The following is a 24,113-nucleotide window of genomic DNA, read 5'->3' as shown; positions in this document are numbered from 1 at the left end:
CGCACCGCGCTGCGGGGCGCGGACCTGCCCGCCACCGTCGGGCCACTGCCGCGGACGGTGTCGGTGCCGCCACCGTGCGTGTTGCGGCGGTTGCGCGCCGCCTCCTCGCGGACGCGCCGCAGCACCTGCGGCACCTCCTCCCAGCCGATCCACCCGGCCAGCTGGCGGGCGTACTCGTCCCGGAGGGCGACGTCCTTGATCCGGGCGACCACCGGCACCGTCCGGCGCAGGGCGTGCACCCGGCCCTCGGCGATGTCGAGGTCGAACTCGCCGAGCAGCGCCTTGATCGCGAACTCGAACATGGGGATACGCCGGGCGATCAGGTCGCGGACGGCCGCGTCGCCGCGCTGCTGGCGCAGCTCGCAGGGGTCCATCTCGTCCGGCGCGATCGCGACGAACGTCTGCCCGGCGATCTTCTGGTCGCCGTCGAACGCCTTGAGCGCCGCCGCCTTGCCCGCCTCGTCACCGTCGAAGGTGTAGATCACCTCACCGCGGAAGTAGCTGTCGTCCAACATCAGCCGGCGCACCAGCGAGAGGTGCTCCTCGCCGAACGCCGTGCCGCAGGACGCGACGGCGGTCTGCACCCCGGCGGCGTGCATCGCCATCACGTCGGTGTAGCCCTCGACCACCACCACCTGGTGCCCGCGGGCGATGTGCTTCTTGGCCTGGTCCACCCCGAACAGCACCTGCGATTTCTTGTACAGGCTGGTCTCGGGCGTGTTCATGTACTTGCCCAGGTTGTCGTCGTCGTACAGCTTGCGCGCGCCGAACCCGATCACGTCGCCGCCCAGGTTGCGGATCGGCCACAGCAGGCGGCGGTGGAAGCGGTCGATCGGCCCGCGCTGACCCATCCGCGACAGCCCGGCCGCCTCCAGCTCGGCGAACTCGAACCCCTGCCGCAGCAGGGTCTTGGTCATCGTGTCCCAGCCGGCGGGCGCGTAGCCGCAGCCGTACAGTTCGGCGGCGGCCGCGTCGAAGTCGCGCTCGGTGAGGTAGGCGCGGGCCGCCTCCGCCTCGGGGGTCCGCAGTTGCTCGGCGTAGAACCGCTGCGCCGCGGCGTTCGCCGCCGTGAGACGCATGCGGGTGCCGCGGTCGCGCTGGACGCTGGTGCCGCCGCCCTCGAAGTTGATGCTGTATCCGACGCGGTCGGCGAGCTGCTGCACGGCCTCTACGAACGGCACGTGCTCGATCTTCTGGATGAAGGCGATCACGTCGCCGCCCTCGCCGCAGCCGAAGCAGTGGAAGTGCCCGTGGTTGGGGCGGACGTGGAAACTGGGGGTGTTCTCGTCGTGGAAGGGGCACAGCCCCTTCATCGATCCGGTGCCCGCACGTTTGAGTGCGACGTACTCGCCGACGACGTCCTCGATGCGTGCACGCTCGCGGATCTCCGCGATGTCACGCTCCGGGATTCTGCCGACCACGGGTTCGAGTCTAGAGCTTGTGCGCCGCGCGCTCGGGCAGGCCCGCGTCGATGCGGGCGTCGAGCCGTTCCAGCCGTGTCTCCGTCATGGATGCGATCTGGTCGACGATCACGCGTAGGCGGGCTGCGTCGTCCTCGGCGGCGATCCACTGGGGGGCGAACAGCGCGTCCAGGCCCGACGGTGGCTGCTCGCCCAGCCAGTCGGCGACACGGCGGATCCGCTCGCGCTGCCGATCCTGCTGCTCACGGTGCGCATCGGAGGTGTAGATGTACTGCAGAGCAACGGTTTTGAGGAGGATGACCTCGGCACGGATGTCGGCCGGCACCGTCAGGTCCGCCTCGTAGCGACATACCGGCCGCTCCCCCACCACCGCGCGGGTCCCGTCTGTGGCGGCCGACGCGAACCGTCCGACCAGCTCGCTCGTCATGCGCTTGAGCGCGACCGACGAGGCCAGCGAACCGTCGTAGCCCGCGGTGGCGGCCACCACATCCATCGCCGCGATGCGATCGGCGGCGGCACGCAGGTCCGCCGCGTCGATGCCGCGGAACTCCCGCGCCCCGAAGTCCGCGAGATCGGCGGTCTCGGTCGGCGACGATAGCAGCCGCAGGTCGATACGGCCCCCGATCAGGCCGTCCTCGACGTCGTGTACCGAGTACGCCACGTCGTCGGACCAGTCCATGATCTGCGCCTCGAGACACTGCGTGAAGCCGTGCGGGCCGTCCTCTCCGCCGCGCAGCCAGTCGAGGACCTCGGCATCGTCGTCGTACACCCCGAACTTGCCGCCCGGCGCGCGGCGCAGCCAGGGGTACTTGGTGGCCGCGTCGAGCGCGGCGCGGGTGAGATTGAGCCCGACCGACCGCCCGTCCGGCGCAAGCACCTTGGGCTCGAGCCTCGTGAGGATCCGCAGGTTCTGCGCATTCCCCTCGAAACCGCCTACATCCGTGGCGATCTCGTCGAGCGCACGCTCACCGTTGTGTCCGTAGGGCGGGTGGCCGATGTCGTGCGCCAGCCCCGCGAGGTCGACGAGGTCGGGGTCTGCGCCGAGGCCGATCGCGATCCCACGGCCGATCTGGCTGACCTCGAGGGAGTGGGTGAGCCGGGTTCGGGGGGTGTCACCCTCACGCGGACCCACGACCTGCGTCTTGTCGGCGAGCCGGCGCAACGCGGCGCAGTGCAGTACCCGGGCGCGGTCGCGCGCGAAGGCGGAGCTGTGCCCCTCCCACCGCGGTGCCAGCCAGCGCGGGTCGTCGAACAGGCCCCATTCACGCTCGCCCACCAGGGCGGCCGTCTTGGGCTGCTCCACGACCCGGCGCTCGACGTCGGCCGGGCTGTACTCCGCGACGAAGTCCGGCAACCCGCTACTCCGTGACCCAGCCGCGACCGTAGGCGAAATCGGCGAAGCGCTGGCGGATCTCGATGATCTGGCCCGCAGTCAGGGTGTCCGAGGAGTCGAGCAGCAACTCGGTGACCTCGTCGAGGAATCCCTGCATACCGAGCGCGCCGGACTCGCGACGGGGACGGCTCTCGGGCTTGCCCTTGTGATCGCGTTCGCGGCGGTCGCCGCGATCGTGCCGGTCGCCGTGGTCCCGGCGCTCGGGACGGTCGGAGCGGCGGGGCGCGTCGCCCCCACCCACGACGGCGACGTTGATCGCCTTCTTGCCCTTCTCCGCGTCGATCACGTCGAAGGTCACGGCGACGTCGGGACGCAGCAGTTCCTCATCGAAGTCGATGTCGTTGACGTGCAGGAACACATCGTCCCCGCCGCCCTCCGGATTGAGGAAACCGAAGCCGCGTTGAGAATCGAAGTAGACCACTTTACCGTTCGCCATACCCGCGATTATCCCACGCGCAGTGCTCCTTCATGGCACTCCCCCGCCGGATCCTCGGCGCCCTGGCGCCATCCCTCGCGACACTTACGATTCTCGCCGTTTCCGCCTGCGGCGGAAGCAATTCCAGTAGCTCCGGCATCGCGGCGGTGACGACCGGGGACACCGTCGCCGCCGGTGGCCGTCGGGTCCGCCACCGCCCGCAAGTCGGGTGACGAGTACCCGATCACCGGCACGGGCCGGAGCCCCAGCGGCAGCAAGTCGTTCAAGGTGGAGATCACGTGTAAGTGACGGCGTCTGCGGCTCCGGTACGTTGCGAGGAATGAAGACCACCCGCATCGCCGCCACCGCGCTGGCAGCCACCGTCCTCGCGGGCGTGACCGCCGCGTGCACCACCCCGAACACCGACTCGTCGACGGTGGTCGAGGTGGACGGCAAGAAGCTCGACGGCGCCGAGTTCCAGAATGCCGGCTGCGCCCGCGCCGGGAACACGCTGACCATCGGCTCGGGCAGCGTGCAGGAGCTCAAGGGGGTGGCCGCGACCATCGAGGACGGCAATCCGCCCACGGTGACCGCGCTAGGCATCATGGTCGACGGCAGCCCACTGACGGTCACCAACGCGCTCGGCGTGAAGCTGGGGTCGGCCACGGTGACCAGGGCCGGCAACCGCTACACCATCAGCGGCACCGGCCAGGGCATCACCGGCAGCAAGTCGTTCCGCATCGAGATCACCTGCGGCTGAACCGTTCCCGAGCAACGGATCCGCGAATGAGGAGAGCCTCGCCGGTCGCCCGGCGAGGCTCTCCTCATTCGCTGTGCGCCCGGCTCAGCAGCCGGCGAGGCGCGCGGCGAGGTACTCGTGAACCTTCGCCAGCGACACACGCTCCTGCGACATCGTGTCGCGCTCACGCACGGTGACAGCGTCGTCCTCGAGCGTGTCGAAGTCGACGGTGATGCAGAACGGCGTGCCGATCTCGTCCTGCCGACGGTAGCGCTTGCCGATCCCCTGGGCGTCATCGAACTCGACGTTCCAGAACTGCCGCAGCTGCGCCGCGAGCTCGCGTGCCTTCGGCGACAGCTTCTCGTCGCGGGACAGCGGCAACACCGCCGCCTTGACCGGCGCGAGGCGGCGATCGAGCTTGAGCACGACGCGCGTGTCGCTGCCGCCGCCCGCCTTCGGGACCTGCTCCTCGGTGTACGCGTCGACGAGGAACGCCATCAGCGAGCGGGTGAGGCCGGCCGCGGGCTCGATCACGTACGGCGTGTACCGCTCGCCGCTCTGCTGGTCGAAGTACTCGAGCGACTCGCCGGAGTGCTTCGTGTGGGTGCCGAGGTCGAAGTCGGTGCGATTGGCGACGCCCTCGAGCTCGCCGAACTCGCTGCCCGTGAACTCGAAGCGGTACTCGATGTCGACGGTGCGCTTGCTGTAGTGGCTCAGCTTCTCGGCCGGGTGCTCGAACAGCCGCAGGTTCTCGGGGTCGATGCCGAGGTCGACGTACCACTGGAACCGGGTGTCGATCCAGTACTGGTGCCACGTCTCGTCGTCGCCCGGCTTGACGAAGAACTCCATCTCCATCTGCTCGAACTCACGGGTCCGGAAGATGAAGTTGCCGGGCGTGATCTCGTTGCGGAAACTCTTACCGATCTGACCGATTCCGAACGGCGGCTTCTTACGGGCCGTGGTCATCACGTTCTTGAAGTTGACGAAGATGCCCTGCGCGGTCTCGGGGCGCAGGTAGTGCAGGCCTTCCTCGGACTCGATGGGGCCCAGGTAGGTCTTGAGCATCATGTTGAAGTCGCGGGGCTCGGTCCACCGACCCTTGGTGCCGCAGTCGGGGCAGACGATCTCCGCCATCGGCACGTCGTCGGGGTCGATGACCTCACCCTTCGCGGCCCGCTTCTCGGCGAACGCCTCCTGCAGGTGGTCCTGACGGTGGCGCTTGTGGCAGTTGAGACACTCGACCAGCGGGTCGTTGAACACCGCCACGTGGCCCGACGCGACCCACACCGCGCGCGGGAGGATGACCGCGCTGTCGAGACCGACGACGTCGTCGCGGCTGGTGACCATGCTCCGCCACCACTGGCGCTTGATGTTCTCCTTGAGCTCCACACCGAGTGGGCCATAGTCCCACGCGGAGCGCGTCCCGCCGTAGATCTCGCCGCTCGGGTAGACGAGCCCCCTGCGCTTGCACAGGTTGGCGACGGTCTCCACTTTTGTTGCTTTGGCCACGGCGAGGTTCTTCTTCTCTTCGGTCGGGGGCGGGTTGGACGATCAGCCAGACTCTACCGGGCGTCGCACCCCACCCCGGAAGCGACTTGACATAGCCATCGGCGCATATGAAAATCGTTTTTGATAACGGAGGTGTCCTATTTCCACCGAACTCGTCACCGACCATCTCGACACCGTCGGGGCCTGCCCCGTCGATGCCGCATGCCCGGGCCCGGCGCAGCCCGCGGCCCGCTCGATCCCCGACCCGACCACCGATGAGCTGACCGCCGCCGGCGACCTGCTGCGTGCGCTCGCCGCGCCCGTGCGGATCTCGATCGTGCTGGCGCTCCTGCGTTCCGAGCAGTGCGTGCACCAGTTGGTCACCGCCCTGGGCGTGACCCAGCCGCTGGTGTCGCAGCACCTTCGGGTGCTCAAGACCGCGGGCGTGGTCACCGGCCAGCGCAACGGCCGGGAGATCACCTACCGCCTCGTCGACGACCACCTCGCCCACATCGTGCTCGATGCCGTCGCCCACGCGAGCGAGCAGGCATGAGCGCGACCGAGGAGAACGGCGAACCGCGCGCCAAGTCGACGGGCGTGCGGGCGACCCGGCAGCGGGGCCTGATCGAGCACACGCTGGAATCCGTATCGGAGTTCAAGTCCGCGCAGGAGCTACACGAGACCCTGCGCGCCGCAGGCGAATCCATCGGTCTGACCACCGTGTACCGCAACCTGCAGGCGATGGCCGACGCCGGCACCGTCGACACCCTGCGGACCGACACCGGTGAAGCCCTGTTCCGCCGCTGCTCCGCCGCGCATCACCACCATCTGGTGTGCCGGGACTGCGGCCTCACGGTGGAGGTCGCCGACCACGAGGTGGAGACATGGTCTGCGAAGACCGCTGCGGCGCACGGCTTCACGGATGTGACCCACACGCTGGAGATCTTCGGCCGGTGCGCGGGCTGCACCGCCGCGACCTGAGCGGACAGTCGCCTCTAGTCATGCCTGCGGACCGAAACCGACGCATATACGGCGCACGGGGCCCGATCCGAGGGGGGTGCGCCGCTGAGCCGTAGATCTCAGAGTGCATCTTCGGGGCCGACCTGCGACGGCGACCCCTCGACCACTTGTCGGTGGTGACGGCTACCGTGCCCGCCATGAAGACCTCGGCCTGTGAGAGATGCGGCGCGACGACCCGCCGCGCTCTCGCCTATGGAATGCCCACTCGCGACCAACTCGAACACGGCACCGGCGACGCGAGGGTCCGGCTCGGCGGGTGTGTGATCCACGACGATTCGTGGGGCTCGATGTGCCTCTCGTGCGGTTACCGAGCACATGCCCATGCCCGCACCGGATGGACCGAGCGCGCCACCCCTACACTGGGTGCCGCAGTCACCGCATACTCGGAACACGTTCGCGCCCAGCTCGATTGCGCCACAGAGTCGATCGTCTCCTATCTCGGACTCTGGCTGCTGCTCGCGGTCGCCGCCCCCGCCGACCGGACCGGCGAGATCGCCGACGTCCTGGGTATCGCCCCCGACACCGCCGCGGAGACCGCACGCCGCCTGCTCGACGCGCCGCACCCCGCCGTGGCCGCGGCGCTGGGCGCCTGGGCCCGCGATCCCGCCCGGTCTCGCGCCGGACTGTCCGTGTCGCCGCTCCCCGACCAGGAGACCCTCGACGACTGGACGCGCGAGCACACCCGCGGGCTCATCCGAGGCTTCCCCACCGCCGTGACGCCCGACGTCCTGGCCGTCATCGCCTCCGCCGTGATCGCGAAGCCACGATGGGTGGACGAGCTCGCCGTCGATGCCGACGGCATGCTCGAGCTCACAGACGGCCTGCAGGCCATCGTGAACACCACCGCTGCCGGGACCGTGGCGGTGGCGAAGCCCTTCAGCGCTGACGGCGTGGACGTGCTGAGCGTGATCGCCGGGCCCGATATCACCCCGGACCACGTGTGGCGGGCGGTGGACGAGGTGGTCGCCGGCCTCGACTCGGGTCGCCTGTGGCCCGGCGATCAGCGCGCCCCGGGGTCGGGCACCGCGGGGTGGGGCACAGACGGACACGCGTGGACCGTGACCTCCGGATACGAACGGGTCGAGCGGGACACTCCGGATACTCTGTGGGTCTCCCGCCTCCCTCGCTGGCGGGCCGAGTCGGGGCGCGACCTCGCTTCGGCGCCAGGGGTCGCCGCGGCGGCGCGCGCGCTCGTCCCGGAGACGGATGCCCCGCGCTGTGTACAGGCCGCGGCGGCACGCTACGACGCCCGCGGGTTCGAGGCGGCCGCCGTCACGTCGCTGGCGTGCCCCACGGGCGTACCGGAGTTTCACCACCGTCGAGTCACTCGCTACGCGGTAACCTTCGACCGGCCGCACGCCGTCATCGCGGTTGCGCGCGGCGGTGTCTGGGAGGGCGTACCCCTGTTCAACGCGTGGGTGACACCTGAAGCGCCTCGCTCCGGTGCGCGGGATGCGCACTGGTAGTCGCAGCCGGCGCGGCGCTCAGATCACTCGGCCGGGATCTCCCGCAGCTGTTTGCGGATGAGCTTGCCCGTGGGGTTGCGCGGCAGCTCGTCCACGAAGATCACGTCGCGGGGGACCTTATAGCGCGCGAGGTTCGCACGCACGTGGTCGCGGACGCCCTCGACGTCGAGCGCCGAACCGGCGGTCCGGACGACCAGTGCGCGGAGACGGGCGCCGAAGTCGGCGTCGTCGACGCCGATCACCGCCACATCGAGCACCTCGGGGTGGGCCGACAGGAGGTTCTCGACCTCCTGCGGATACACGTTCTCGCCGCCCGAGACGATCATGTCGTCGTCGCGGCCGTCGATGAACAGCAGGCCCTCGGCGTCGAAGTGGCCCATGTCGCCGCTGGACATGAAGCCGTCGATGACCTCCTTGGTCCGCCCGTCGGTGTAGCCCTCGAACGCCGCGCCGGCGCGCACGAACACGCGGCCCTTCACATCGGGCTCGGTGATCCGCCGGCCCGCCTCGTCGAACAGCGCCACGTGGCTCGTGATCGGCGGGCGCCCGACGGTGCCGGGCGCGCGCCGCAACTCGTCCGGCGTCGCGATCGACGCGACTGCGACCTCGGTGGAGCCGTACAGGTTGTAGAGGACGTCGCCGAAGGTGTCCTGCACCCGCTCGGCGAGTTCGGGTGCCAGCGCCGAGCCCGCGACGACGATGCCCCGCAGCGAGGACGTGTCGTACTTCGCGATCGTCTCGGGGCCGAGCGCCATGATGCGGGCGAGCATAGTCGGGACGGCGACGAGCAGGTCGACGTGACGCTCCGCGATCAGCCGCAGCGTGTTCTCCGGATCGAACCGGCGCATCGTGACGGTCTCGTTGCCCATGGACGTCGCGATGGTCCACAGCGCGAATCCGGTGGCGTGGAACAGCGGCGACGCGACCGCGACGCTGCCGCGCTTCGGGATCGGGAGGCGGTCCAGGAACACGGCGCTGGTGGTGGGGTCGACCTTGGTGCGCGGCGCACCCTTCGGCAGGCCGGTGGTACCGCTGGTGAGGATGATGAACCCGCCCGCGGTCTCCGGCGTGGGCGGCGCGCCCGCCGGCCCGCGGTCGATGAGCTCATCGATGGTGATGCTCCCCCCGGGCAGCGCGTCACCATCGTCGACCCAGGTGAGGAAGCGTGGCATGTCCGCGGGGAGCGCGTCCAACAGGCCCACGAACTCGCTGTCGTGCAGCATCGCCTGCACGTGTTCCCGCAGCGCGACCTCGGCGAACTGGGGCTTGGCGAAGCCGGTGTTCATCATGGCAAGACGGAAGCCGGCCTTGCCCGCAGCGGCGATCGTGAGCACCAGCCCACGGTGGTCGCGCGCCAGCATGCCGACGACGTCGCCCGGGCGCAGCCCGGTGGCGAGCAGTGCGTTGGCCAACCGGTCGGACGCCTCGTCGATCTCCCGGAAGGTCAGCGTGCCTCGTTCGTCGGTGACGGCGGGGGCGTCGGGGTACTGCTCCGCCGACTTCTTGATCATCGTAGTCGCGGGTCCCAGGGTGCGGTTGCCTCGGACCGCGCGCAGCACCTGCGCGGGATGGCGGACATCGATGAAACCACTGGTCTGCAGTAGGAGGTACGCCTCAGCGGTCTCGACGGCGTCGTCGACGGTCCGGGTGACCGACTCCGGCAGCAGGCCCACCGCCTTCGTCACGGCGGCGGACAGCGGCCCGGACTTCCCAGCGACGGCGGCCAACGGACCCGCATTGGTGGCAGCGGAAGATCTGAAGGTTCCCACGTGACGTCCTCGTCTCGTCTAGTGCTGTGTCATCCGGGCCGGCGACATCGGCGGTCGGCCGGCAGCAGCGCTGCGGGCGTTTCCGCAGGCGCCGCGGGATGTACCGGCGGCACGGATACTACTCGACGGTAAGGTACCCCCCGCGCCGGGCGCACCTCGGACCGCCCGGTCCTCAACCGCGAACCGCACGCTCCAGGAACGGGCCCAGGGCGGTGGCGACCTCGCGAGCCGCATCACCGGGCTCCCCCAGCGCGAGGGTGAGGTGGCTGAACACCAGTCGCACCAGTGCCGTCGCCGCGATCGCGGCGTCGGCCCGCTCGAACATCGCCCAGCTGCGACTGAGCACATCGGCGAGTTCGTCGGCAGCCGCATGCAATGCCGGGGTGCCGTCGACGGTGACGGTGGCGAGCAGATCCCGATGCGGGTTCGGCCCGACGATGCCTCGCACCATAGGGTCGCCGAAGCCGAGGGTGAACACGTCGGTGAGGGCGGCCTCGACCGCGGCGGACACGTCGCCGGGATGCTCCGCCAGCCGCTGTTCGACGACGGCCAGCAGCCCGTCGATGAACCGGCTGACGTACGCGATCACGAGGCCCTGGCGGTTGCCGAACTCGTTGTAGAGGGTCTGCCGACTCAGCCCGGCGCGGCGCGCCACGGCGGCCATCGTGACCTGCGGCCAGTCGTGGTCGGCGAGGAACGCCGCCACGGCGTCGAGTGCGGCATCGGCACTCGCGGAGCGTGCGGTCCGCAGGCGGGCCGGCCGCACGCCCTCCCCGGACCTGTTGAAGGCCGGCGCGCTCACGACACCGCCTGCGGAACGAGACGAGCGGTGAGAAGCCCTCGCGCGGCGGTCAGCTCTCGCGGGCTGTCCATCGCGACCGCGCCGACCAGCTCGCCGCCCCTGCTGCACCGGGCGACGAACTTCCCGTCGTCGATCGATCCCTCGACCTCGATATCGCAATCGGCCGATGGCCAGCCGGCGAATTGGATCAGCACGCCGAACTGGTTGGACCAGCCCCACGGCACACTCGCGGCCGGGCTGTCGCCGAGGATCGCCTTCGCCGCCGCCGTGCCCTGATCCTGTGCGGCGTTCCAGTTCTCGGCGCGATAATGGCCGTCCAGCAGCGGATGCGGCAGCGACGCGGCGTCGCCCGCCGCGAACACACCGGGCACGCTGGTCCGGAAGCGGGAGTCGACCACGATACCGTTGTCGACCTGCGCCCCGAGCCTCTCGGCGAGCGCCGTGTCGGGCACAGTGCCGACGGCGACGACCAGCAGGTCCGAGCGGATCTCGCGCCCGCCGACGGCGACGGTGACCCCGTCGGCGTCGGGGGTGACGGCATCGGGCGCATGACCGAGCAGCAGCTCCACGCCGTGGTCGCGCTGCAGGCGCGCGAGCCGCTCGCCGATGACGGGCGGGACCACGCGCGCCAGCGGCAGCGGCGCCGCCTCGACGATCGTGGTCGCGACACCGAGCTTCTCGGCGGCCGAAGCGATCTCGGACCCGATGAGACCCGAGCCGATCACGGTGACGGCCTTCGCACCGGTGAGCCGCTCGCGCAGCGCCACCGCGTCGTCGTGGTCGCGCAGGTAGGCGACCCGGTCTCCGGGGGCGAGGCCCGGAAGGTGCCGGGAGCTGCTGCCGGTGGCCAGGAGCAGCGACTCGTACGCGAGCGTCGAGCCGTCGGACAGGTCGAGGACCCGGGCGCCGGTGTCGCCACCGTCGACGGTGACCGACGTCCGGAGCACGACGTCCTTCTCGGTCCATACGGCGTCGGACCTCAAGAACGCCTTCTCGATCGGCAGTCCGGCGGTCAGCATCTCCTTCGACAGCGCCGGCCGGCGGTACGGGAGGTGCGGTTCACGGCCGATGACGGTGACGCCACCGTCGTAGCCCTGCGCCCGCAGTGCGAGCGCAGCCCCGGCGCCGGCCACCCCAGTCCCCACGATCACGACGCCGGCGGTCATCAGCGCTCGACCTCGGCCATCTCGAAATCGGCCTTGGCGGCGCCACAGTCGGGGCACGACCAGTCGTCGGGGATGTCGTCCCAGCGGGTGCCGGGCGCGATCCCGTCCTCGGGCCAGCCCTGCTCCTCGTCGTACTCGAATCCGCACTGCAGGCAGCGGTACAGCTTGTAGGCGGTGGTGGTGTCGGACATCGCTGTCTCTCTTTCTGTTCTCGGGTGGTCAGGCGTTCGCCCGGACCTGCTCGAAGTCGATCTTGTCGCGGACGCCGCAGTCGGGGCAGTTCCAGTCGTCGGGGATGTCCGACCACGCGGTGCCGGCCCGCCAGCCCTCGCGGGGCGCGCCCCGGGACTCGTCGTAGATGTAGTCGCACACAGGGCACTTGAACGAGCTCATGCTGCGCTGCTCCCCTCCGACGAAGTCCCCTCGGACGCGGCCGCACCGGCGGCGGGGCCGTACTTCGCGAGCACCTTGTCGCGCACTCGCGGATGGATGTTGACCTTGGTGATGTCGCCGTCGTAGTGCTCGAGCACGCGATGGTCCATCAGCTTCCGCCAACCGTAGGGGAAGTAGGTGAGCGGGATCAGCGCCGCGTAGCCGGCGGGCAGGATCGGGGACTCCTCGAAGCTGCGCAGCGTCTGGTAGCGGCGGGTGGGGTTGGCATGGTGGTCGCTGTGGCGCTGCAGGTGGTACAGGAACACATTGGTGGTCAGGCGATCCGAGTTCCAGGAGTGCTTGGGGGCGCAACGCTCGTACCGGCCGGAGGCCGTCTTCTGCCGCAGCAGGCCGTAGTGCTCGAGGTAGTTGACCGACTCCAGCAGCGAGAAACCGAAGATGCCCTGGACGATCAGGAAGGGCAGCACGTACCAGCCGAATACCGCGGTGAGCACACCGAACAGCACGACGGTCATCAGCCATGCGTTGAGCAGGTCGTTCTTCATGGTCCAGGGGCTCTTGCCGAGCCGGTGCAGGCGGGTCTTCTCCAGCTCCCAGGACGAGCGGAGGCTGCCCCACACGCTGCGCGGCAGGAACTCCCAGAACGTCTCGCCGAACCGGCCACTCGCGGGATCCTCGGGCGTGGCGACGCGCACGTGGTGGCCGCGGTTGTGCTCGATGTAGAAGTGGCCGTACATCGCCGGCGCCAGGGTGATCTTGGCGATCCAGCGCTCGTCGTTCTCCTTCTTGTGCCCGAGTTCGTGGGCGGTGTTGATCCCGATGCCGGTGACCACGCCCAGCGACAGCATGACGCCGATCTGCGAGACGATGCCCAAGCCGCCGCCGTGGCCGTAGACGCCACCCAGCCAGGTCAGGTCATGCGCGGTGAGGAAGTAGCACATCGCGATGAGAGACGCGATGTGGCAGGGGAAGAAGGCGATGGTGAGCCACTTGTAGTACGTGGAGTGCTCGAGCGCCTCCATGACCTCGTCGGGCGCGTTCTCGCCGTCGTCACCCAGCGCGACGTCGATGATCGGCAGGAGCACGTACAGCAGGATCGGTCCGATCCACCAGAACACCGGCGCCAGGTACTTCAGCGGCGTGTCGCCGAGGCCGAGCAGCCACATGATGCCGATGGAGTAGAAGAGGGCGGTGGGAACGAACAAGCCCCACAACCACATCCGCTTCTTGTGGTCGGCCCAGACGGCAGGCTTGCCGTCCGCGTCGATGTATTGCAGTCCCTTCACGATGAACTCCCTTGTCTGTGTATCGGTGTGACGACCGCCACGTGCATGACCCCAGTATTGGACACATGAAGCCGATGCGTCAAGCACTTTTTGTACATCCCAGCCACATGTGTCAATACGCGCTGCGTAAACGCCGTCCGGCGGACGTCCCGCGTGTCCGACCGGACGTGTCGCGACCGCGCAGCGGTCAGGGCGAATCGGGCGTAGCCTCGACACACCGGAGGCAAGCTCCGGCCCACGCCTGCCGCCGCGCCGGCGGCCCGAGCCTCGGTCAAGGAGGTTCCCCAATGTCCAGCGACGACGTCCGCATCCTGAAATCGGTCATCGGTGAGCCCGAGGTCGTCGAGGACGGGTGGCTCGAACTCAAGACGGCGACGATGGCGGTCCAGCTGGCGCAAGCCCCCGATGGGTCGATTCCCGATGCGGAACACAGGGAACCGGCGCTCCGGCAGCTCGACCGGGTGCGCCGAGCCGTACGCCGCCTGGCACCGTCGTTCCCCCACGACGCCGACTACCTGGCCGCCCTGGACGCCGACCTGGCGAGATGGGCCGGCGACGGCCTGGGCGTGCCCGATTTCGGTGCATCGCTCGCGGCGTTCGCCCCGCAACGTCACCGCGTGGACGGGCTGCGGCATCTCGTGGTGTTCCCGATGTACACGCAGAACGGCTCTCCCGATCGGCGTCTGGAATCGCTGCTGGTCGAGGTGATCTGGCCGGAGTTCGTGGCCCGGTTGGAGACCGAGTACACCAACCGTCAGTTCGTCAGCATGCGCCTGGTGGACTTCACACCCGGGTACGAGTCCAACTCGGCAGTATTGTTCCCGGAGACGGTGTCCGTGCGAGAGGCACCCGAATTCACCTGGGGCGCGATCTTCTCCGACCGGGAGGCGGCGCGATATCGCCGCGTGGTGCGGGCCGCGGCGAGGATCACGCGGCTCACGCTGCCCGCCGACGCGGAGCGCATGCTCGACGACCAGGCGCTCACCGAGCGGACCTTCGCGATGTGGGACATCATCCACGACCGCACGCACATGCGCGGCGATCTGCCGTTCGACCCGTTCATGATCCGGCAGCGGATGCCCTACTTCCTGTACGCGCTCGAGGAGCTGCGCTGCGACCTCACGGCGTTCCGCGAGGCCGTCGCGATCCGACTGCGCCTGACTGCGCTGCCGGCACCCGACACCGTCGACCGCGCGACCGCGGAGCACGCGCTGATGGTCCAGTACGCGGTGATTTTCGACCGCATCTTCCGGTTCGCGATCACCGGCGGGCGGGTCCGCAACTACGACGCGCTCGGCGGGCAGCTGGTGTTCGCGTGGCTGCACCGGCACGGCGTGTTGCACTGGACCGACACCGCGCTGCGGTTCGACTGGGACGGCGTGCCGGACGCGGTGTCCGCGTTGGGCTCCGCGATCGACGAGCTGTACTGGACGTCGATCGACCGACCCAAGACCGCACACTGGCTCGCCGCCTACGAGCTGGTTCGCTCGGTGCTCACTCCGCACCCCGCATCCCGGTGGGCGCGTGGACTTCCCGACGACGTGCTGGCAGGTCCGCCCCGCGGATATGTCGACGCGGTCCTCGACGACGAGTTCCCGCTGTCGATGTTCTACGAGGCCTTGGAGCGGAAGATGCGTCCCGTGATCGCCTCCACCGCCGGGATCCGCGGGAACGCCGCGTGAGCCGGCTGCACGAGCCCGACGTCCGTGGCTTCGCGTCCGACAACTACTCGGGTATCCACCCCGAGGTGCTCGCGGCGATCGCGGCCGCCGATGGGGGCCACCAGGTCGCCTACGGCGAGGACGCGTACACCGCGCGGCTGCGGGAGGTGCTCACCGGCCACTTCGACGACCCGGTGGAGGTGTTCCCGGTATTCAACGGGACCGGTGCCAATGTGACTGCGCTGCAGTCGATGCTGCCTCGTTGGGGTGCCGTGGTGGCGGCGGCGAGCGCGCACATCGCCGTCGACGAGCAGGGCGCGCCCGAGCGGATCGGTGGCATCAAGCTGCTGACGGTGCCGGCGCCGGACGGCAAGCTCACCCCCGAGCTGATCGACCGCGAGGCGTGGGGCTGGGGCGACGTCCATCGGGCGCAGCCGCTGGTCGTGTCGATCACCCAGTCCACCGAACTGGGCACGCTGTACACACCGGACGAGATCGGGGCGGTGTGTGCGCACGCGCACGACCTGGGCATGCGCGTGCACGCCGACGGCGCCCGGCTGTCCAATGCCGCTGCGGCGCTCGGGCTCCCGCTCCGGGCATTCACCCGCGACGCGGGCGTCGACGTGCTGAGCCTGGGCGGCACCAAGAACGGCGCGATGCTGGGCGAGGCCGTGGTGGTGCTGGATCCGGCTGCGACACAGGGGCTCCCATATCTTCGCAAGATGAACATGCAGCTGGCGTCCAAGATGCGCTTCGTCTCGGCGCAGCTGCTCGCACTGTTCGACGGTGATCTGTTCCTGCGCAACGCCTCCCATGCCAACGCGATGGCGGCGCGCCTGCGCGCCGGGATCGCGGCGGGCCTCGCCGACGGCTCGATCACCGGAGTCGGGTTCACCCAGCCGACCCAGGTCAACGCGGTGTTCGCGACGGTGCCCGCCGGGGTCGCCGACCGGCTGCGGCAGCGGTTCCGGTTCTACGACTGGGACGCCGCGCTCGGCGAGGTGCGGTGGATGTGCAGCTTCGACACCACAGCGGACGACGTCGATGCGTTCATCGCGGCGATCGGGGCGGAGACGACGCGCTGAATCCTGTGGTCGTCTGCTCGCTTCCGCGGGCAGACGACCACAACGTCACGCCGCCGGCGCGTAGATCGGCCCCGTCGGACCCGGGGTCAGAGCCACCCGCCGCGGGCGGTGATGTCGACGCCGCGATCGGCGGCCTCCGCCTCGCAGCCGAACCCCACCACCTCTCGCCCGTCGTCGAGTTCCACCCGGCCGAGCAGCATCGGCCTGGGCAACTCGGCGAGGAACGCGCCGAGCGCGGCGGGCGACAGCCGCCACAGCCCACCCCGGATCGACGCTCCGCCGGGCCCGACCCGCACCAGGCCGGGCTTCGGTGGCTGCGTATCCAACGCCATGAGCCGGTACGACCGTGCCGTGCGCACGTCCCCGAGCCAGGCCGCGCCGCGGTCCGTGAGCTGGTGTGCGAGCGGCTGACCCGGGAGGTGGGCACCGAACACCGCGAGGTCGACGTGCGCCGCCGGCACCCAGGGCGACACGGCCTGATGCGTGAGCCGGCCGGCGATGTCCGCGGCCACCGCATCGTCGAACGCCCGGGCCAGCACCGTGATCCCGAACTGCGCGCCACCCGCGTCGATCCCCACCGGTGCCGACGCGGCGCACATGTCGAACAGGTTGCAGAAGTTGGTGTACGTACCCATCCGGGAGTTCACGCCGACGGGATCGGCCTCCACCTCGGCGAGAGTGGGGTGCGTCGGCGCGGTGGGCACGACCAGCGCGTCGCAGCCGTCCAGCCGCGCCATCGCCGCCGTCCGCAGCCGCTCCACCTCGGCGCGGTCCCGCAGCAGGTCGACGGCGCCGAACCGTCCCGCACTGCGGACGATCGCCGCGACCGTGGGGTCGAGGTCCACCGATCCCTGCTCGACGAACGCGCCGACCGCGTCGTAGCGCTCGGCGACCAGCGCGCCCTCGTACAGCAGCTTCGCGGCGGCGAGGAAATCGGTCATGTCGATGGGTACGAAATCCACCTCGCCGAAGGCGAACACGCGCTCGGTGCCGGACGGGTGCACGTGCTCGGTGCCGGACGCGATCACGGCCGCGAAGGCGGCGGCGACCTCGTCGTCGCATGCGAGCAGCCGGTCCGGGTACGCGACCCGCGCGCGGGGCGGGGCGCCGAACCGCACGTCTGCGGGCCAGGCCCGCCCGCCGCGTGCCATCTCCGTCATCGCGCGGCCGGCGGTGTCGAGGTCGCGGGCCAGGATGGTCACGCAGTCGTACGACGCACACGCCGGGACGACACCGTCCGTGGGTACCACGCCGCGGGTCGGCTTGATCCCGACGATGCCCTGCAGCCCCGCGGGCACCCGGCCGGATCCCGCGGTGTCGGTCCCGACCGCCAGGTCGGCGAGGCCGAGCGCGACCGCCACCGCGGATCCCGACGACGAGCCGCCCGAGATCCGGTCCGGCCGCCGGGCGTCCCGGACCGGGCCGTACGGGCTGCGGGTGCCCACCAGGCCGGTGGCGAACTGATCGAGGTTCGTCTTGCCGACGACCACCGCGCCGGCGGCCCGCAGCGCCGCGACGGCGGCCGCGTCGTCACGGGGACGGTAGGAGTACGACGGGCATCCGGCGGTCGTCGGGAGGCCGGCCGCGTCGACGTTGTCCTTCACCGCCAGCGTGAGTCCCGCCAACGGGCCCTGCGCCGCGGCGAGATCGGCGTCGATATCGGTCTGCGGGCGGGTAGAGACGAATATCTCCGGACGGGCGACAGCGGCGAGCCGCTCATGAAACCCGGCGGCGAGCGCCTCGCCGAACCCGGCGGCGAGCGCCTCGCCGAACCCGGCGGCAGGCGCCTTCAGGATCGGGTCCATCAGGCCACCTCCCCCACCAGCGACCAGCGGCGGCGCTCCTCGGCGCGCGCCTCCTCCATCCGGCCGCGGACCGCGGCGATATCGGCGGCCTCGCAGGCGAGGAACGCGTCGTGGTCGGCAAGCGAGAACGTCCCATCGCTGATGTCGACGTTCCCGCGGCCGGCGGCCATGTCAGCCCGCAGGTCGGCGAGTTCCGCGCTGCTCACCGGATACCAGCTGATCCGGTCGAAGAACCGCAGCAGCCACGGGCTGTCGGGCTCGAACCCGTCGGCGCCGAGCGGGTGCCGGTGGTTCCAGACCTGGGTGGTGCGGCCCACGAACTGGTATCCGCCGGGGCCCTCCATCCCGTAGACGCACAGGTAGGCGCCGCCGATGCCGACGGCGTTCTCGGGCGTCCAGGTGCGGGCGGGGTTGTACTTGGTGGTTACCAGCCGGTGTCGCGGGTCGAGCGGGGTGGCGACCGGTGCACCGAGGTACACGTCGCCGAGCCCGAGTACGAGGTACGACGCGTCGAACACGATGCGCTGCACGTCGTCGACCGACTCCAGGCCGTTCATCCGCCGGATGAACTCGATGTTCCACGGGCACCACGGCGCGTCGGCCCGGACGCCGTGCATGTACCGCTGGATCGCCTCGCGGGTCGACGGGTCGTCCCAGGACAGCGGCAGCCGGACGGTGCGGCTGGGCACGTTCAGCTCGGCGGCGGGTGGGAGCTGCGCCTCGACCTCCCGGAGCAGGTCGACGACGGCCCGCGTCGAGGTGCGGCGCGGGTCGAATTTCACCTGGAGGCTGCGGATCCCGGGGGTGAGGTCGACCACTGCGGGGCCGGCGGCACCCCGCAGCGCATGCTGCAGGGCGTGCACTCGGGCCCGCAGCGCCAGGTCGAGCGCCATCGGCCCGTACTCGACGAGGACGTTGTCGTCGCCGCTGCGACGGTAGGTCAAGGATGTGGCTCCGTCGGCCGTGGTGCCGCGGCCCAGCACGCCACCGTCGCTGTCCGCGCGGCCGCGCGGCACGTACCCGAGTGCGCCGCGGCGCGCGGAGCCGAGGGCCGCGAGCGACGGCGACGCCGAGGTCCGCACCGGCACGAACCGCACCGCGTCACCGGGCCCCAGCTGTCCCAGTTTCCAGCGGTCGCCCGACACCACGGTGACCGGGCACACGAAGCCGCCGAGCGACGGGCCGTCGGGTCCGAGCAGGATCGGTGTGTCGCCGGTGAAGTCGAGGGCACCCACGGAGTAGGGCGTGTCGTGGATGTTGGACGGGTGCAGGCCGGCCTCGCCGCCGTCGGGGCGGGCCCACCGCGGCTTGGGGCCCTCGAGCCGCACGCCGGTGCGGTCGGAATTGAAGTGCACCCGGTACTCGCTCGCGTACACCGTGGCCATGTCGACATCGGTGAGGAACTCGGGGGCCGCGTGCGGGCCCTCGGCGACGGCGAGCTCCCAGCGCGTGCCGATGCTCGGCTGCTCGTCGGCGAGGATCCGCCGGGGCTTGCCGGATCCCGCGTCACCCCAGCTGATCTCGTCTCCCGTTCGGAGCGCGCCCGCGCCGAGCGCGGCTAGCATGAACGTCGCGACGGAGCCCAGGTAGGTCTCGCCCGCGAGCCCGCCCGCGATCGCCAGGTAGCTGCGCATCCCCGGCCCGGCCACGGCGCCGATCCGCAGGGTCTGGCCGGCCCGGACGGCGATCGGGCACCACTGCGGTGCGGGCAGGCCGTCGACGTCGACGGGTACCGGGGCGCCGGTGACCGCGACGGTCGCATCGGCGTCGAAGCGGATCGTGATGCCGCCGAGTGTGATCTCGACTCCCGGTGCGCCCTCGGGATTTCCGACGCACACGTTGGCGAGCCGGAACGACAGGTCGTCCATGGGACCCGACGGCGGCAGCCCCACCTGCCAGTAGCCGAGGCGGCCGGGCCAGTCCTGCACGGTCGCGAGCGCGCCCACCGCCAGGACGGTGGCCGTCATCGGGCCGCCGCCGGCCGCTGCACCGATATCCGGACCGGGGTGGGGTCGAATCCGTTGCACGGGTTGTTGATCTGCGGGCAGTTGGACACGAGCACCAGCACGTCGGCCTCGGCACGCAGCACGATCCGCTTTCCCGGTGCGCTGCGGCCGTCGACGATGCCGAGCGTGCCGTCGGCCTCGACCGGGACGTTCATGAAGAAGTTGATGTTGGACACCAGGTCCCGCTTCCCCAGGCCGTAGCGGGCGCCCTCGGCGAGGAAGTTCTCGACGCACGCGTGCTGATGCCGCGTGTGCTGGCCGTAGCGCAGCGTGTTGGACTCCTGGCTGCAGGCGCCGCCCAGGGTGTCGTGGTTGCCCACCTCGTCGTCGATGATGGTGAGCATCGGCGCCGACTCCTGGTCGCGCAGCACGGTTCCCGTGGTGAGGAAGATGTTGCGCTGCGCGGCCACCGTCGTCGCCGCGCTGTACCGGATCGACGTGTCGTGCGCGCCGTAGAACAGCGTGTCGACCGCCTGGTTGCCGGCCACGTCGATCATCGTGAGGACGTCGCCGCGGCGCAGGACTGTAGACCAGGAGCCGCGGGCGGGCGCGGTCTGGTCGAGGATCGTCGTGGCGGTGTCGCATCCGCTCTCGGTGGTGGTCATGCCAGGCTCCAGTTCAGGCTGTTCCACGCGTCCTCGGTGTTCTGGAAGGCGCGCTGGTACTCGGGTTCGAGATCGGCGATACGGCTTGCGCGGCCGGTGAGTTCGCCGGGATCGGGCCACGCGAAGAGCTGCAGGGTCCCGTCCGGGTAGGCGTCCGCGGGGTCGAGGGGATGCGCTGCGTTGGCGACGGCGACGATGGTGGGCAGGTGCAGCACGATATCGACGTACGCACCGGGTCCTGCCGAGCCTGTCGAACGCAGCCCGCCGTCACCGTCGACGGTGACGCCGTGGAAGAACGACGGCGTGGGCGGCACATCCCGCGGCCCGAGGCCGTTCTTCTGCGCCGCGAGCACGAGCAGGGCGCGGGCGGCCGGCGACAGTGACTCGGGCTCGCCTGCGCCGTACCGGGCCTGGTTGTCCGCCAGCGTGCTCGCGCCGCAGATCGCGTCGTGCCGCCCGCTCGTGTCGGCGACGATGGTGGCGAGCACGCGCCCCTGGTCGGACAGCAGAGGATGTCCGGTGCCGAGGTATGCCTGCCACGGCACCTTGACGGTGTCGGCGACGTTGAGCCGTTCCCAGGGGCTGCCGGCGCGCCACAGCATGAGGTGCGCGCAGGCCGTGCCGTCGCGGTCGATCATGCGAAGGCGGGTGCCCCGGGCGAGGACCTTGGTGGTGTAGCGGCCGGCGGGAACATGCTCGGCCCAGACGAGGGAGCGCGGCGGTGCGTCGGCGGGCGGGTCGGGATACGACGTGGCCGGGACGAAGGGCATGCCGTCGACGACGGTGCCGCCCTGGGACCGGGCGTGGCTGCGCGCCCCGTGGGTGTCTGCGGTGGTCATGAGGATTCCTCTGTCAGTATCGGTTTCGGGGTAGCCGGCGGACGTAGGCGTGGACGATCACGCCCAGGACCGCGGTGCCTGCGACGAACAGGATCGAGAAGTACTGCAGGACGGTGCTGCCGCCGTCGGGGTCGTACACCTCGGCGCGCGGCCAGGCGATGTCCACCAGCAACGCGGCGCCCATCACGACCGCGACGAGGTTGACGGGTAGGCCCCAGCGGCCGAGCCGCAGCCCCGGCCCGTCGCCGGGCGGTGCGGAGCGGCGCACCCGCTGGATCAGTGCGGGGAGGGTCACCATCAGGTAGGCGAGGTAGACGATCACCACCGACACGCTGGTGATGGCCGCGAAGACGCTCGCCTGACCGAGGTTGACCAGCAGGACCGCGATCGCCAGGACCGCGACGGCGATACCGGTGTTGATCGGCGTGCCCGTCCGCTTGTTGACGTGGGACAGGAAGGCGCCGAACGGGAGTCGATCATCGCGGGCCATGGAGAACATCACCCGTGACGCCGACGCCTGGATGGCGAGCGTCGCCGAGAAGATCGCGATGGCCACGATGCCGAGCAGGACCTTGCCCATGGCGGTGTCGAGCTGGCTGGTGATGACCCAGGCGATGCCCTCCCCGGAGAGCTCCGGGGCGCCCAGGGAGGGTGCGGCCATGAGGGTCGCGAGGATCATCAGTCCGCCGCCGACCGCGGACAGCAGTAGCGCACCGACGATGGCCCGGGGAGCAGTGCGGCGCGGATCCCGGGTCTCCTCGGACAGCTCTGCGGCGCTGTCGAATCCGTACATGACGTAGGCGGCCATCACCATCGACGCGAGGAATGCCGGCACATATCCGAGTCCGTGGCCGTGGCCGGCGGTGCCGGCGACCGCCTGCATCGGGGTGCGGTGGGCGTGCAGGAACATCAGCGCCACCATCAGGACGACACCGACGATCTCGACGGTCACGCCGATCACGGTGATGCGGCCCATGAAGGCCACACCGACGCCACCGATCACCGCGCAGGCGGCGATCGTGATGCTGCCCAGGATGATCGCGTTGGTGGCGCCGCTGACCGAGGTGAGCGAGCTGTCGTGACCCACCAGCTGGAAGCCGGACCAGATCATCGGGAGCACCGTCTGCATAGCGATCGCGAGGGCTGCGACGCTCACTATGTAGCCGACCAGCATGAACCAGCCGGCGAACCAGCCGACCCCCTCACCCGCGAGCCGGCGCGACCATTGATAGATGGCGCCCGCCACCGGGAATCGGCCGGACAGCTCGGCGAACACGAGGCACACGCAGAACTGACAGACGAAGACGACAGGCCACGTCCAGAAGAATGCGGGGCCGCCGAGCCCGTAGCCGAGGGCGAACAGGGCGAACACGGTGGTGAGGATCGAGACGAACGAGAACCCGGACGCGAAGGAGGCGTAGCCGCCCAGCCCGCGGTGTAGCTCCTGCCGGTAGCCGAGTTCGGCGAGGTCGTCGACGTCGGCGCCGGGCCCGTCCGGGCCGTCGGCGGGTGGCCGGGTGGCGATGTCGGTGTGTGTCACGGTGTCTCCAACTCGGATCAGCGTTTTTATCGGGTGACAGAAATACTGATCCGCGCCTGTCTCGAACAGTTTCCGGCGACGTGAACACGGCGTTGCGGGTGTGAACGTCGCGTTACGGCACCGTCGAACCCGAACGATCGGCCCGGCCGGTCCGTGGTCCCGGACGGGCGGACGGCGGCCGCCGCGCACGCAACGTACGCTCGACTCATGCCAGCAGTGGGCCGCCCGCGCATCGATGCGCAGCGTAGGCCGGGGAAGACCCCCAGGGACGAGATCCTCGACGCCGCAGCCGAACTGTTCGTCACGAGCGGATTCGCCGCGACCTCCACGCGCCGGATCGCCGAGGCGGTCGGGGTGCGGCAGCCCGCGCTGTACCACTACTTCGCGAGCAAGGAGGACATCCTCGCCGAGTTGCTGTCCGGCACCGTGGTGCCCACCCTCGAGTACGCACAGTCGCTCGCCGGGACACCGACGGAGCGCCTGCACGCCCTGGCCCTGTACGACTGCCTGCAGCTGCTGAGCGGTCGGTGGAACCTGGGCCGGCTGTATCACCTACCCGAACTCGACCAACCGCGGTTCGCCGAGTTCATCGCCAAGCGGCGGGAGCTGTTCGGGCTCTACGAGTCCCTGAGCGCAGCGGTGCTGGGCGACGGCGCCGACCCGCGGCGGCACCTACCGGCCCGGCTGGTCGAGTCGGTGATCGGGATGCGCAGCGACAATGCCGATGTCGAAGGAATCGCACCGGTGATCGCCGACAGCGCGCTCGCCGTGCTCACGTATCGGGCCCCGTCGGGCCGAAATCCCCGCCACATCGGGCCGGCCACCTGACGTCACCGCGCGAGCGGCGGTCTCAGCCGACCACCGCCATCCCGACCAGTGCGGCGCCCAACACGAGCGCAAGCGACAGGTATCGCAGGCCGCGGGGAGGTGGATAAGGGCTGCCCTGCCGGATCGCCGCGTCGACCCGGCGGAACCGGCCCGTCGCAGCGACGCCGCAGCAGCACGCGGTCCCGGCGAGCAAGAGGACCGCGCCGACCGTGACCCAGCGGGGCGAGTCGTCGGGCACCAGGCGGGCCACCGCCGCGGCTGCGGCCGCGAAACCCAGCGACGTCCGGGCCCACGCGAGCGCGGTGCGCTCGTTCGCCAACGAGAACCGGATGTCGGGCTCGGCGCCCGCCACGAGTGTGCGGGCCTCGGCGGTCGGATCCGTCACC

23 protein-coding genes are annotated in these 24,113 nt (G+C 70.5%); 7 read left to right on the top strand and 16 right to left on the bottom strand.

From position 1 onward, the window contains the following. From dnaG to ABD908_RS07745, 3 genes are all read right to left on the bottom strand, one after another. Positions 1-1,421: DNA primase (gene dnaG / locus ABD908_RS07755; protein WP_344993271.1), on the bottom strand; the 1,421-nt coding region annotated here is incomplete at its 3' end. A 10-nt stretch (positions 1,422-1,431) separates the two neighbouring features. Next, complete coding sequence (locus ABD908_RS07750) at positions 1,432-2,775, bottom strand: deoxyguanosinetriphosphate triphosphohydrolase (RefSeq protein WP_344993268.1); 1,344 nt, start codon at positions 2,773-2,775, stop codon at positions 1,432-1,434. Between the two features lie 4 nt (positions 2,776-2,779). Beyond that, a complete protein-coding gene (locus ABD908_RS07745; protein ID WP_344993265.1) occupies positions 2,780-3,250 on the bottom strand; it encodes a cold-shock protein in 471 nt (156 codons plus the stop codon). A 319-nt stretch (positions 3,251-3,569) separates the two neighbouring features. Between ABD908_RS07745 and ABD908_RS07740 the strand changes: the two genes are divergently transcribed. Then, a complete protein-coding gene (locus tag ABD908_RS07740) occupies positions 3,570-3,989 on the top strand; it encodes a lipoprotein LpqH (protein ID WP_344993262.1) in 420 nt (139 codons plus the stop codon). Between the two features lie 84 nt (positions 3,990-4,073). Here ABD908_RS07740 and ABD908_RS07735 read toward each other — a convergent pair whose 3' ends face one another. Further along, positions 4,074-5,477: a glycine--tRNA ligase gene (locus tag ABD908_RS07735; protein ID WP_344993259.1), complete on the bottom strand. Its 1,404-nt coding sequence runs from the start codon at positions 5,475-5,477 to the stop codon at positions 4,074-4,076. A 235-nt stretch (positions 5,478-5,712) separates the two neighbouring features. Between ABD908_RS07735 and ABD908_RS07730 the strand changes: the two genes are divergently transcribed. The 3 genes from ABD908_RS07730 to ABD908_RS07720 all read left to right on the top strand — a co-directional run bounded on the left by ABD908_RS07730 (position 5,713) and on the right by ABD908_RS07720 (position 7,942). Further along, on the top strand, positions 5,713-6,009 hold the full coding sequence (locus ABD908_RS07730; RefSeq protein ID WP_344993302.1) for an ArsR/SmtB family transcription factor: 297 nt from the start codon (positions 5,713-5,715) through the stop codon (positions 6,007-6,009). After that, positions 6,006-6,437 carry a Fur family transcriptional regulator gene (locus ABD908_RS07725; RefSeq protein ID WP_344993256.1) on the top strand — a complete coding sequence of 144 codons (432 nt, stop codon included), beginning with the start codon at positions 6,006-6,008 and terminating at the stop codon, positions 6,435-6,437. The genes ABD908_RS07730 and ABD908_RS07725 overlap by 4 nt, the downstream gene beginning before the upstream one ends. Before the next feature lie 176 nt (positions 6,438-6,613). Next, positions 6,614-7,942 (top strand): hypothetical protein, encoded by a 1,329-nt coding sequence (locus ABD908_RS07720; RefSeq protein WP_344993253.1) that lies wholly within the window; start codon positions 6,614-6,616, stop codon positions 7,940-7,942. A gap of 23 nt (positions 7,943-7,965) precedes the next feature. On the opposite strand, the gene ABD908_RS07715 is transcribed toward ABD908_RS07720, so the two are convergent. From ABD908_RS07715 to ABD908_RS07690, 6 genes are all read right to left on the bottom strand, one after another. Then, positions 7,966-9,615 (bottom strand): acyl-CoA synthetase, encoded by a 1,650-nt coding sequence (locus ABD908_RS07715; RefSeq protein ID WP_425584360.1) that lies wholly within the window; start codon positions 9,613-9,615, stop codon positions 7,966-7,968. A 268-nt stretch (positions 9,616-9,883) separates the two neighbouring features. Continuing rightward, on the bottom strand, positions 9,884-10,513 hold the full coding sequence (locus ABD908_RS07710; RefSeq protein WP_344993251.1) for a TetR/AcrR family transcriptional regulator: 630 nt from the start codon (positions 10,511-10,513) through the stop codon (positions 9,884-9,886). Continuing rightward, the gene (locus ABD908_RS07705; RefSeq protein ID WP_344993249.1) at positions 10,510-11,679 is read right to left on the bottom strand and encodes an NAD(P)/FAD-dependent oxidoreductase; all 1,170 of its coding nucleotides are present in this window, start codon (positions 11,677-11,679) and stop codon (positions 10,510-10,512) included. The genes ABD908_RS07710 and ABD908_RS07705 overlap by 4 nt, the downstream gene beginning before the upstream one ends. Continuing rightward, positions 11,679-11,870, bottom strand: a complete 192-nt coding sequence (locus ABD908_RS07700) for a rubredoxin (protein WP_344993246.1) — start codon at positions 11,868-11,870, stop codon at positions 11,679-11,681. Before ABD908_RS07700 ends, ABD908_RS07705 begins: the two co-directional genes overlap by 1 nt. Positions 11,871-11,898: 28 nt before the next feature. After that, complete coding sequence (locus ABD908_RS07695) at positions 11,899-12,072, bottom strand: rubredoxin (RefSeq protein ID WP_344993243.1); 174 nt, start codon at positions 12,070-12,072, stop codon at positions 11,899-11,901. Beyond that, positions 12,069-13,292: an alkane 1-monooxygenase gene (locus ABD908_RS07690; RefSeq protein WP_344993296.1), complete on the bottom strand. Its 1,224-nt coding sequence runs from the start codon at positions 13,290-13,292 to the stop codon at positions 12,069-12,071. The genes ABD908_RS07695 and ABD908_RS07690 overlap by 4 nt, the downstream gene beginning before the upstream one ends. A 353-nt stretch (positions 13,293-13,645) precedes the next feature. On the opposite strand from ABD908_RS07690, the gene ABD908_RS07685 reads away from it, so the two are divergent. Both ABD908_RS07685 and ABD908_RS07680 read left to right on the top strand, forming a co-directional pair. After that, positions 13,646-15,040 (top strand): DUF6421 family protein, encoded by a 1,395-nt coding sequence (locus tag ABD908_RS07685; RefSeq protein ID WP_344993241.1) that lies wholly within the window; start codon positions 13,646-13,648, stop codon positions 15,038-15,040. Beyond that, complete coding sequence (locus tag ABD908_RS07680; RefSeq protein ID WP_344993239.1) at positions 15,037-16,104, top strand: threonine aldolase family protein; 1,068 nt, start codon at positions 15,037-15,039, stop codon at positions 16,102-16,104. The genes ABD908_RS07685 and ABD908_RS07680 overlap by 4 nt, the downstream gene beginning before the upstream one ends. 86 nt (positions 16,105-16,190) lie before the next feature. On the opposite strand, the gene atzF is transcribed toward ABD908_RS07680, so the two are convergent. The 5 genes from atzF to ABD908_RS07655 are packed head-to-tail and all read right to left on the bottom strand — an operon-like array spanning position 16,191 to position 22,899. Beyond that, a complete protein-coding gene (gene atzF, locus ABD908_RS07675) occupies positions 16,191-17,909 on the bottom strand; it encodes an allophanate hydrolase (RefSeq protein WP_344993237.1) in 1,719 nt (572 codons plus the stop codon). Beyond that, entirely contained in the window at positions 17,909-19,876 is a 1,968-nt protein-coding gene (locus tag ABD908_RS07670) for a 5-oxoprolinase/urea amidolyase family protein (protein WP_344993234.1), read from the bottom strand. The genes atzF and ABD908_RS07670 overlap by 1 nt, the downstream gene beginning before the upstream one ends. Beyond that, complete coding sequence (locus tag ABD908_RS07665) at positions 19,873-20,520, bottom strand: urea amidolyase associated protein UAAP2 (RefSeq protein WP_344993231.1); 648 nt, start codon at positions 20,518-20,520, stop codon at positions 19,873-19,875. Before ABD908_RS07665 ends, ABD908_RS07670 begins: the two co-directional genes overlap by 4 nt. After that, a complete protein-coding gene (locus ABD908_RS07660) occupies positions 20,517-21,359 on the bottom strand; it encodes an urea amidolyase associated protein UAAP1 (RefSeq protein ID WP_344993228.1) in 843 nt (280 codons plus the stop codon). The genes ABD908_RS07665 and ABD908_RS07660 overlap by 4 nt, the downstream gene beginning before the upstream one ends. A 13-nt stretch (positions 21,360-21,372) precedes the next feature. Then, positions 21,373-22,899, bottom strand: coding sequence for an amino acid permease (locus tag ABD908_RS07655; protein ID WP_344993225.1), 1,527 nt, complete (start codon positions 22,897-22,899; stop codon positions 21,373-21,375). Between the two features lie 207 nt (positions 22,900-23,106). On the opposite strand from ABD908_RS07655, the gene ABD908_RS07650 reads away from it, so the two are divergent. Next, on the top strand, positions 23,107-23,727 hold the full coding sequence (locus ABD908_RS07650; RefSeq protein ID WP_344993222.1) for a TetR/AcrR family transcriptional regulator: 621 nt from the start codon (positions 23,107-23,109) through the stop codon (positions 23,725-23,727). Between the two features lie 22 nt (positions 23,728-23,749). Here the strand turns inward: ABD908_RS07650 and ABD908_RS07645 are convergent, their stop codons facing one another. Then, complete coding sequence (locus ABD908_RS07645; protein ID WP_344993219.1) at positions 23,750-24,112, bottom strand: YidH family protein; 363 nt, start codon at positions 24,110-24,112, stop codon at positions 23,750-23,752. Position 24,113 lies beyond the last annotated feature (1 nt).

The sequence above is a fragment of the Tsukamurella soli genome (assembly GCF_039541155.1).
Classification (GTDB): domain Bacteria; phylum Actinomycetota; class Actinomycetes; order Mycobacteriales; family Mycobacteriaceae; genus Tsukamurella; species Tsukamurella soli.
The sequence above is the reverse complement of the archived record's forward strand: the minus strand, read 5'-3'. Positions and strand labels throughout refer to the sequence as shown.